The sequence below is a fragment of the Microcoleus sp. LAD1_D3 genome, assembly GCF_036702135.1.
Taxonomy (GTDB): domain Bacteria; phylum Cyanobacteriota; class Cyanobacteriia; order Cyanobacteriales; family Microcoleaceae; genus Microcoleus.
Map to the genome: position 1 here is coordinate 1 of NZ_JAUBSB010000066.1, position 9,884 is coordinate 9,884.

6 protein-coding genes are annotated in these 9,884 nt (G+C 45.5%); 5 read left to right on the forward strand and 1 reads right to left on the reverse strand.

The features are described from left to right. On the reverse strand, positions 1-4,040 hold a 4,040-nt coding region (locus QUA74_RS25240), incomplete at its 3' end, for a calcium-binding protein (RefSeq protein WP_445302174.1). A gap of 373 nt (positions 4,041-4,413) precedes the next feature. Here QUA74_RS25240 and QUA74_RS25245 point away from each other — a divergent pair. The 5 genes from QUA74_RS25245 (at position 4,414) to QUA74_RS25265 (ending at position 9,813) form a co-directional block, all read left to right on the forward strand. Further along, positions 4,414-4,746: a hypothetical protein gene (locus QUA74_RS25245; RefSeq protein ID WP_333334552.1), complete on the forward strand. Its 333-nt coding sequence runs from the start codon at positions 4,414-4,416 to the stop codon at positions 4,744-4,746. A gap of 159 nt (positions 4,747-4,905) precedes the next feature. Next, positions 4,906-5,649, forward strand: a complete 744-nt coding sequence (locus QUA74_RS25250) for a hypothetical protein (protein ID WP_333334554.1) — start codon at positions 4,906-4,908, stop codon at positions 5,647-5,649. Between the two features lie 18 nt (positions 5,650-5,667). Next, positions 5,668-6,828, forward strand: a complete 1,161-nt coding sequence (locus QUA74_RS25255; RefSeq protein ID WP_333334556.1) for a DUF1822 family protein — start codon at positions 5,668-5,670, stop codon at positions 6,826-6,828. A 31-nt stretch (positions 6,829-6,859) separates the two neighbouring features. Continuing rightward, positions 6,860-8,710 (forward strand): CHAT domain-containing protein, encoded by a 1,851-nt coding sequence (locus QUA74_RS25260; protein ID WP_333334558.1) that lies wholly within the window; start codon positions 6,860-6,862, stop codon positions 8,708-8,710. Continuing rightward, a complete protein-coding gene (locus QUA74_RS25265) occupies positions 8,707-9,813 on the forward strand; it encodes a hypothetical protein (protein ID WP_333334559.1) in 1,107 nt (368 codons plus the stop codon). Before QUA74_RS25260 ends, QUA74_RS25265 begins: the two co-directional genes overlap by 4 nt. The last annotated feature ends 71 nt before the right edge of the window (positions 9,814-9,884 follow it).

Below are 9,884 nucleotides of genomic sequence, written 5' to 3' on the forward strand. Positions count from 1 at the left end.
TTACCTTCGCCTGCATCGAGGATGTCATCGCCGTTTTCGCCAAACAAATAGTCATCGCCAGCTTGGGCTGATAAAGTATCATCGTCTTGACCACCCCAGAGGTAATCGTTGCCTGCGCCAGCATTGAGAAAGTCTTTGCCACTATCGCCGTAGAGGGAATCGTTACCTTCGCCTGCATCGAGGATGTCATCGCCGTTTTCGCCAAACAAATAGTCATCGCCAGCTTGGGCTGATAAAGTGTCATCGTCTTGACCACCCCAGAGATAGTCATTGCCAATTCCGGCATCGAGAATGTCTTTGCCGTCGCCACCGTAGAGGGAATCGTTGCCTTCTGCTGCATCGAGGGTGTCGTCGCCCGCTTCGCCAAACAGGTTGTCGTCGCCTTCTTTGCCTAGGAGGATGTCGGCATCCTCGCCGCCGTAAAGTTGGTCGTTGCCGAGGCCGGCATTTAGGGTGTCTTTGCCGGTACCGCCGTAGAGATAGTCGTTGCCAGTTCCGGCGTCTAGGGTGTCGTCGCCTGCATCGCCTGCGAGAGTGTCGTTGCCAGCTTCGCCGATGAGGGTGTCTTTTTCGTCGCCGCCGGAGAGTTGGTCGTCGCCGGTGCCACCGTAGATTAGGTCGGTGTCTCCTTCTCCGTAGAGTTTGTCGTTTTCGCCTTCGCCGTAGATGGTGTCTTGGTCTTCGCCGCCGTACACAAAGTCGTCGCCAGCGCCACCGTAGAGTAAGTCTTTGCCTGTTTCGCCAAAAATTGTGTCGTTGCCGTAGCCAGCGTCTCCTGCAACGGTGTCGTCATCGCTACCGGCGTAGATTAAGTCGTCGGCATCGCCACCTCGGATGTAGTCTTGACCGGCTTCACCGTATAGGGTGTCTCGGTCTTGGTTGCCGTAGATGCTGTCGCCGCCTTCGCCGCCGTAGATTAGGTCGTTGCCGAATTCGCCGTAGAGTTTGTCGTGGCCACCGAGTCCGTAAATGCGATCGTCCCCAGCATCGCCAGTGATAACGTTAACCGTATCGTCGCCGGTAATATTATCGTCATGCCGAGAACCGGCGACGTTTTCAATGTCGGCAATTTTGTCTTGATTTCCCCAACCGTCCGTAGCATCGCCTGTTTGTAAATTCACAGTAACCCCGTTCGGGTCGCGGCGGTAGCTGAGAATGTCGATGCCTTCTCCGCCGTAAAATGAGTCATTGCCGGCATTGCCAATTAATAAATCGTTGCCTTCTAATGCCCAAATTCGGTTATCTTTTTCGTTGCCAACTAGGATGTCTTCAAAGCGAGTACCGATGATGTCTTCTAAGTTTCTCAAAGCATCGGTAGTGCCAAAACCGTCTTTACCAGTACCAGCCGCAATTTCAAAGTCCCGTTCGAGTTCGGTGTAATATTCGCTGGGATTAACTGCGGTGACGAATTCTTTGAAACGTTGGTTGGTGTTGTTGTCGTAGTCGCTATTTTCGTCAATATTAACGATAACACCACTGGGAGAATTGATGTAATTAACGAGATCGACTCCTTCTCCCCCATCAATTAAATCATCGCCGATTTCTCCGATTAACGAGTCATTGCCAGTACCGCCAAATAATTCGTCATTGCCAGCGTTGCCGTTGAGAGTGTCATCGCCGGCTTGGCCTAAAAGTACGTCGTCATCGAAGCCGCCAAACAGGGTATCTTTGCCGTCGCCGCCATCAATGTAATCTTGACCTTGACTGCCGAAAAGATTGTCTTCGCCAGCTTGTCCGTAAATATCATCGTCGTCGGCCCCGCCATCAATGATGTCTTGGCCGTCGCCACCTTCCAGCCAGTCATTATTTTCGTTGCCTTGGATGATGTCGTTGCCGCCTTGTCCGTAAATTCTGTCATCTCCGGTATTGCCGAACAGCAAATCTTGGCCGTTACCGCCATCGATGAAGTCGTCGTCGGCGTTGCCTTCTACGGTGTCGCTGCCGTCTTGTCCGTAGAGGATGTCGTTGCCTTCGTTGCCTTGGATGAAGTCGCGGCCGCTGCCACCTTCGGCGTAGTCTTCGCCTTCGTTGCCTTGGATGATGTCGTTGTCTGCGCGGCCGTAGAGTTTGTCATCGCCGGTGCCTCCCATGAGGATATCGTTGTCGCTACCACCATCTAGGATGTCGTCGCCCTCTTCACCAAAAAGTTGGTCGTTGCCAGCTTCGCCGTAGAGTAAGTCGGCATTTAATCCACCATAAAGTTGGTCTTGGTCGTCGCCACCATATAAAGTGTCGTTTCCGGCTTCTCCTTTTAACACATCATCGCCTTGTTCGCCGCGCAGTTCATCTTCGCCATCGCCACCGTAGAGGAAGTCATTTTCGCTACCGCCGTAGAGGGTGTCGTTGCCAATTTCTCCTCGAAGTTCATCAGAACCTTGTTCGCCGCGCAATTCATCTTCGCCATCGCCACCGTAGAGGAAGTCATTTTCGCTACCGCCGTAGATAGTGTCGTTGCCGTTTTCTCCTCTTAAATCGTCGCTGCCTTCTTCACCTCGGAGGTAGTCATTATCATCGCCTCCGTAAGCTGTGTCATTACCCGTGCCACCGTAGAATGTATCGTCTCCTTTTTGTGCCCAAAAAAGGTCGTTTCCGGCTTGACCGTAGAAGATATCGCTGTACTCACCGCCAGTCATTGTGTCATTGAAATTTGAGCCACTGATTATTTCGATATATCCAAGAACATCTTCTGTTCCAAAGCCATCGTGAACTTTGTAAACATCGGAACCAGCAACTTTATCAGCCCAAACATTGATTCCGCTTTGACTGGAAGAGTAATCAGAAGTATCAGTTCCTTCGCCACCATCCAAAAAGTCGTAACCAGAAGCACCTATTAGTCGGTCATTTCCATCTTTAGCGCGAATAACATCATTACCTTCGTTACCGCGAAATGTTTCGGAAATTTCGTTCCCCTCTACCCAGTCACCATAGATAGAGCCATCCGTACCAGATGATGAAAGTGGAGAGAAGTAATAACCTTTAGGATTGAAAGTGTTAAAAGAATTTATTAAATCTTTTCTGACATCTTCTCTTTCTAAATATTTTCCAAGGTTGTGATCTTCTCCCAAAGCCGTTACTCCACCTACGGACATTATCACCCTTTGTTTTTTAAGAAAATGCTCGAGTTTACCTTGATTAGATTGTGTTCCTCCTAACCGAAGATTAGTAACGGGATCGTCACCATTTTTGTACAGTTCTGAAATCTTAAACCCAGTTGAAGCAGGAGATATATAGTCTGTGGGTGAACCAACTGAAATGACCTTAATTCGATTTTTATCCGAGCTACTGAGTCCTGACCTTAAAGCATCTTCAACAAAGTAATTACCTTGAGAATGAGCTACTATAATTAGCGAATGTTCTGGAGTGGAAAGAAAATTAGTCGCATCTCCTACCCACCCCTGACCAATATTTACGCTATTGCTGGCTTTTGAAGGAGCATCGGACATAAATTGAGCGAAAGATTCCAGCAAATCATTAGGTACAGAAGACGAATTAACTGTGTACTGAGGTGGAAAAATGGTCTCATTCTCTAGTGCCTGGTAAAACTTCCCCCAATCCCCATATTTATTAACAAATCTAGCTACTTCACTGGCTTCAGAGTCAGTAATTACACTCATCATATCAGGAGAAGAATTTGCAAGAGCTGTCAAAATTTTAGCATTGATATTGTCCAGCCACTCTTGACTACCAAAATTGACTTCAGCATTCCACTTGTCAAGAGCTGGCTGAAATAGAATAGGCGATATTTTCTCATGAAAACTGCTATAGGTGGTTACAAGTGATTCTAATAGTCCTAGGTTTCCTGGTAGAAAAGGAGATGAAGATGTTGGATTATAAACAGGTTTGAACTCTCTTAAGTCAGGTTTGAACTCTATTGAGTTTGGATGATTTGTGAGAGTCAGTTTATCATTAGCATCTTTGCCGTCAGCAAAACCAGATTCAGAAGTCAAAATTCCGTTGATGAATACAACACGAGTTTTGTTGCGTTCATTAATAATCCCCTGATAAGCTGAGTCGAAGTCAAAATTAGGAGTAGTAGCCATGATAATTGTCCTCGCGTGGTAGATACAAACTGTTCTGAAAATTGACAAAGCGACTCTATCGACAAGCCCGATCGCACTTCTGCACTCTCTAGCTGTCGTATATCCGTCATTTACCCAAACTGAAGCCTCGCGAAATGCAATCGCACTTCAACTCTGTTGTCGCAATTACCAGTTCAAATCAACTTAATAAATGCAACCGTGGAAATAGATTAAACCAACATCGGAAGAAGCCCTTTCCAATATCCGTTGGGATGTTGGTTCGGATTTCGATCGGGAAGTTACGGGCGATCGCACTTTTGGATAACTCTCAAAAAGTGCGATGAACTTCGTAATTTCCCTTCTGTTTATTTATCAGGGTGAGCTCGGTAGTTTTATGCAAAACTCTCAAGTTTTTTTTTTCGAGTTTTGCAAAGACTGCGTGGAAGTACGGAACGACGAGTGTTTTCGGGATTTAAGGGCGATCGCCCCTAAAGCCTTTTTGTTCTTCCTATTTACTTATCAGGGTGAGCTCGGTAGTTTTATGCAAAACTCTCAAGTTTTTTTTTTCGAGTTTGGTAAACACTGGGTGAAAGTACGGAACAACGGTTGTTTTGCGGATTTAAGGGCGATCGATATTACGCACTGGTGGTCAGAAACCGGGTTTTTCGCAGAATACTTCGTTACAAACCTGTATAAATCGCAAAAACCCGGTTTATGCAGGTTTTGATGCGTCTTAACAAAAATTCACATCTAATTGAACGACCCAATCCACCGCACAGCAAGACTTTCAACCCTCCGATCAAAAAAACTTTCAGAATTTCGCATAAATTCCTCCAACTTACCCTGATAAGTAAATGTAGGAACAAAGTTGCGGCCGCACTGAACTATGAATGATGAGTACATCCCCTCCGAGGGGGAAGACCGCCCATCCGAGAACCAAACCGATGCTGTTGAGGGTGAGGGAGAATCGAATTTATCCCACAGACAACTTCTATATCAAGAGCTCGATCGGCTTGTCACCCAAATTTGCCAGCATCCTCCCGGTTTGAAGCGCAGCCGTTTGTTGAACCAGCTTGTGACTAAGATGAAAAACTCCGGCCTGATCAGGAAGGAAAATGTACCTTACTATGAAGATGCTTTGCAAGAACAGTGGGAGTTTTTCTCTAGCAATTTGTGCGAATCCCGCACGGGAACTCAGTACGATCACACTCGCGGCAACGTCATTACTTGGTTCAAGTATTATTTCAAGCGACGGCTGCAAAATTGGGCTTCGAGGGTAGATAGAGAAAATAACAGGAGAGACGATCGAGAACAAATTTCAGAAGACGGAACGCCGATCGATCGAATGGAAAATTTGCCCGATCGCGATAGAACTCACATTCTCGAAACAGCTCAGCTTTTTACAGAACTTCAAGCCTGGATTGATACCGATCCAGATCAGGTGTTGAGTAAACACGTTAGAGGGCGACCAGATATAACTTGTCAAGTTATATTAAAAGGTTTATCAGCGGGCAAAAGTTTCACCGTATTAGCAGCAGAACTTTCCTGCTCGTATCCTACCCTGTATGCCTTTCACCGAGTTCAATGTCGCCCTCACTTGCAAAGATTTCGCGAAAATTACGAATTTTAATCATCAAAGGAGTTAACAATGGCACAGAGTAACAGCATCGGAAACCAATCCTTGCCAATGCCTATTACCCAAAAGGCAATTGGTTCAGCACGGCAATTTGCTTCCGAACAGCGCCACCCCCACAAAAAAGAACAAGTTTATCTCAACACTTTGGCTGTGTTGGCCGTCCGCGATTACTTGATCCTTTTAGGTATTGAAACAGATTTAACTAACTGCGATAGCTGGAATCCAGTTGTTCGCTTGTTGGAAAATGTGGCTGATTTATATATCAAAAATCTAGGAAAAATCGAATGCCGTCCGCTGATAAATTTGCCGAAACCTGGAAAAAATAATCGCATCACTTCGCCGCAAAACCTATCGCATACTTGTCACGTTCCCCCCGAAGCAAGGGAGGAGCGCATCGGTTATCTGGTAGTAGAAATTGAGGAGGATGAAAAGGAAGCAAAATTGCTGGGATTTTCCCCAACTGCGGGGACGGGCGAATTAGTATTGAGTGAGTTGCATTCCCTGGATGACTTCTTGCTCCACCTCGAACATATATCTGAATCTCAAGTCAATCTGCGTCAGTGGCTGGAGAATGTATTTACATCAGATTGGGAGTCAGTTGAATCAATCTTTAATCCGCAGCCGGAGACTTCTCCTACTGAAATTGAAAACCCAGTGAAATCTAATTTAGGCAATTGGTTTAAGAATGCTGCCGAAACAGGTTGGCAGAAATTTGAGCAAGGTAAACAAAATTTAGACGACCTACTTTTTCCTGACGAAAACCCTAATTTTGCCTTCCGAGGAGGTGGAAATTCGAGAGCCGAATCTGCCTTGCAGGGCAGTCAAAGCAGTATCAATAGGTTTCCCGAAGCTGATGTCACGCGGGCAAAGTTGATTGACTTGGGAATGCGTTTGGGAAGGACGAGTGTTGCTTTGTTGGTTGCTATTGCTGAAGAGGACGATCGCACTCTGAGAGTTCACGTCCAACTGCATCCGGCGATCGGAGAAACTTACCTGCCAACAAATATTAAACTTTCCTTAATATCCGACATAGGAGAAAATCTACACGAGGTAGAATCAACGGTTCAGAACTTGTGCATTTTGCTGAACGATTTTCACGTAGAGCCAGACGAGAGCTTTAGTATTCGAGTAGCTTTAGATGATTTAAGCATAACAGAAACTTTTGTGGTATGATACTTTGATTCACTGCAATAGCATAGAATTTATGAGCTGGACTGTCATCTTGGCTTTGGGGTCTGGGGATTTAAAAAATGGTTTTTCTCATGTGACAGCAGAGTTGAAAAAACAAGGGAAAACTGTCGCTCAAAGTTTGGCAAACTTACCACCAGCACCTGAAGTTGAGGAGTTGCACAGAAGGTGGAACAATAGTTGTGCTGCATCCCAATATAACAGAAGCAGTGCTCGGATCAAAATCAAGTCCGCAGGCACAACAAATATTTCTGAAGACAAACCTTATGCTATATATCAAGGTTTGAAGCAAGAGATGAACAAGTGGCTGGGTGCTGACGAGTTTTACAGAAAAATTGAGGTAAAACTCAGAACAGAAATTAGCAATTCATCAGAATGCGTTGAAATATTTCTAGAGTGCGATAACTCTCTGATTTGGCAGTTGCCTTGGGATGTGTGGCAATTTCGCCAAGACTACCGCAACTCTGAAATCATCGGCAGTTCCCCAGAATACGGAAAAGTTCCCCTACAGGCAACTACAGCGGGAATGCCTCTACCTTCGCGAGGCAGAATTTTAGGTGTTGTAGGCAATAGCAAGGGAATTGATGTTGGAAAAGATACAAAAGAGCTTGAAAAATATTTGGGCGATCGCTGCGACATAAAGTTTCTTGAAGAACCGACACCTCAACAGTTTCGCGACCATTTGTTTGATGAAAAAGGCTGGCAAGTTTTATTTTATGCCGGACACAGCGACAGCGATACGAATGCTGCTAACGGACTGCTATATATTAATCAAGAACTTCAAGATAATACTGTTACTTTAGAGGATTTAAAAGAAGGTCTGAAAACAGCTATTTTTCAAGGGTTGCAGTTACTAATTTTCAATTCCTGTTCGAGCCTGGGAATAGCAGCAGATTTGGTTACTGAGGGTATTTCTTTACCGTCAGTAATTGTGATGCGGGCGCCTATCCCGGATTTTATTGCTCAGGAATTTGTGAAGTCTTTGTTTAGATATTTGGCGCTGAAAGAACCTTTGTTTTTGGCTGTGCGAAAAGCTAAGGATGATTTGCTGCGTCACGAACATCAATTTCCGGGCGCGAGTGGCATACCAATGCTTTGCCAACATCCAACATTTGAGGGATTAAAATTACTAGAATTGGGGTGCGATCGCCCTGTTCCCGCAGATGATGTGGCGGGCGATCGCCAAAATAACCAATCGTTAATTGTTCCAATTGATTGGATGCAGCGGGCGGCCAAAACTTTAGGTATTACGGCTATCAGTTATATGTTAATGGGCCCGATACTTGGCCGCGTTGTCAATGAAATGGGAAAGACCAGTCACCGTCAGGGTCAACTATTAATCGCTGAAAGATGCTACCAATTAGCAAGTTTACTAAATTTAAATTATGCCACCCCTCATTATAACTTAGCTGTGTTGTATGAGGACTTGAATGAAAAAGAGCACGCGCAAAAATTAATGAAGGATGCAGCGCGGCGGGGTTCTGGTGAGGCGAATTCTCAATTATCTCGATCGCTGATTCTCAACAATCAACCTCAAGAAGCTTTAAAATTTATTGCTCGCTGTTTAGAACATACTGAATATGACGGAGTAAAAGCCGCTTGTTTTAAAAATCGCGGTTGGGCGCGGTTTAAACAAAAGCAATATGACGCTGCTGAAGCAGATTTAAGAATAGCAATAGGATTCAGAGGCGATAGCCCTGAAGCTCAATGCCTTTTAGCACAGGTTCTCGAAATTAAAGGTAAGCCGCAAGCAGCCTTAGAAGCCTGGAATCAGGCGCTTAAATATTCTGATTACCGCGTACCGAAACAAGATGAATGTATGCGAGTTGCCCAGCAACGTTTACAAGCAAAAGGAAATATCAAGTGAAAATCAGGATTGCCACTTTTATAGCTTTAAGCTCGATCGCAACTACGGCACTAGCAGCCAGTAACAGAATATCCAACGGACTGATTATCCATAGTAGCGGGGAAGTTGCGATCGAGCGCCAAAACGGCCGAATTGTCCGCCCTACCAGCGGTACGCTGATTTATCCGGGAGACAAATTGCGAACAGCACAAAACGCACAAGTGACGATCCAATGTGCAGATTTGGGAATTAAGTCGATCGCATCGGGTGAAAATCAATTGAATAGCTGTTTGTTAGCCAAACAAGAGTCGAAATCTGATTGCAGCACCGACTTGATTAAATGTCCCGATCGCGGCGACGATAAAATTGCTTGGAATAGCGCGCCAATTCCTTATATTATCAGTCCGCGGCGCACGAAATTGCTCAACAGCAAGCCTATTTTGCGGTGGAATCCGGTTGCTGGTGCCACTAGCTATAAGTTGAGCCTCCGCGAAAATGGAGCCAAATTAAACTGGGAAATGACTGTTAGCGGTACTGAGGCTGTTTATCCGGGGGAACCAGCGCTGAAACCGGGTGTTAGGTACCGATTGATTGTCGAGGCGAATACGGGTGCTTCTTCTGAAAGTGCTGTGGGAGAAGGAGATACAGAGTTTGGGTTGCTGGATGAGAAGCAGGTTCAGGCCGTTAAGGATGCGGTTGGGGCGATCGACAAACAAGTACCTAACGAAAACGCTAAAAAATTAGCAATTTATAGCGTTTATCTTAACACAAACTTGATTGCCGAAGCAAGAGAAATTTTAGAAGATTTACAAGAAACAGGAGTGGAAACACCGCCCATTTATCGCACGTTGGGCGATCTGTATCTGGAAAAGCTACAACTGGTTCCCCAGGCTGAAGTCTACTATTCCAAGGTGATTAATACGGCGAAACCAGACGATATTGAGGAGTTGACAGCCGCTCGATACGGATTGGGGCAAGTTCATTCAGCCATGAGAAATAATCTGGAAGCTATGAAATATTTGCGAATGGCAAAAGATGGATATACAACTTTGGGAGATTTGCCAATGGTGGAAAAGGTAGAGAAGCAATTGCGGGATTTGCAAAGGAGGGAAGAGAGGAAATAGTAACGGGCTGTGACGTTAATTCCGGCAGGGGTTGTGACGTTAATTCCGGCAGGGAATGAATTCCCTGCCTC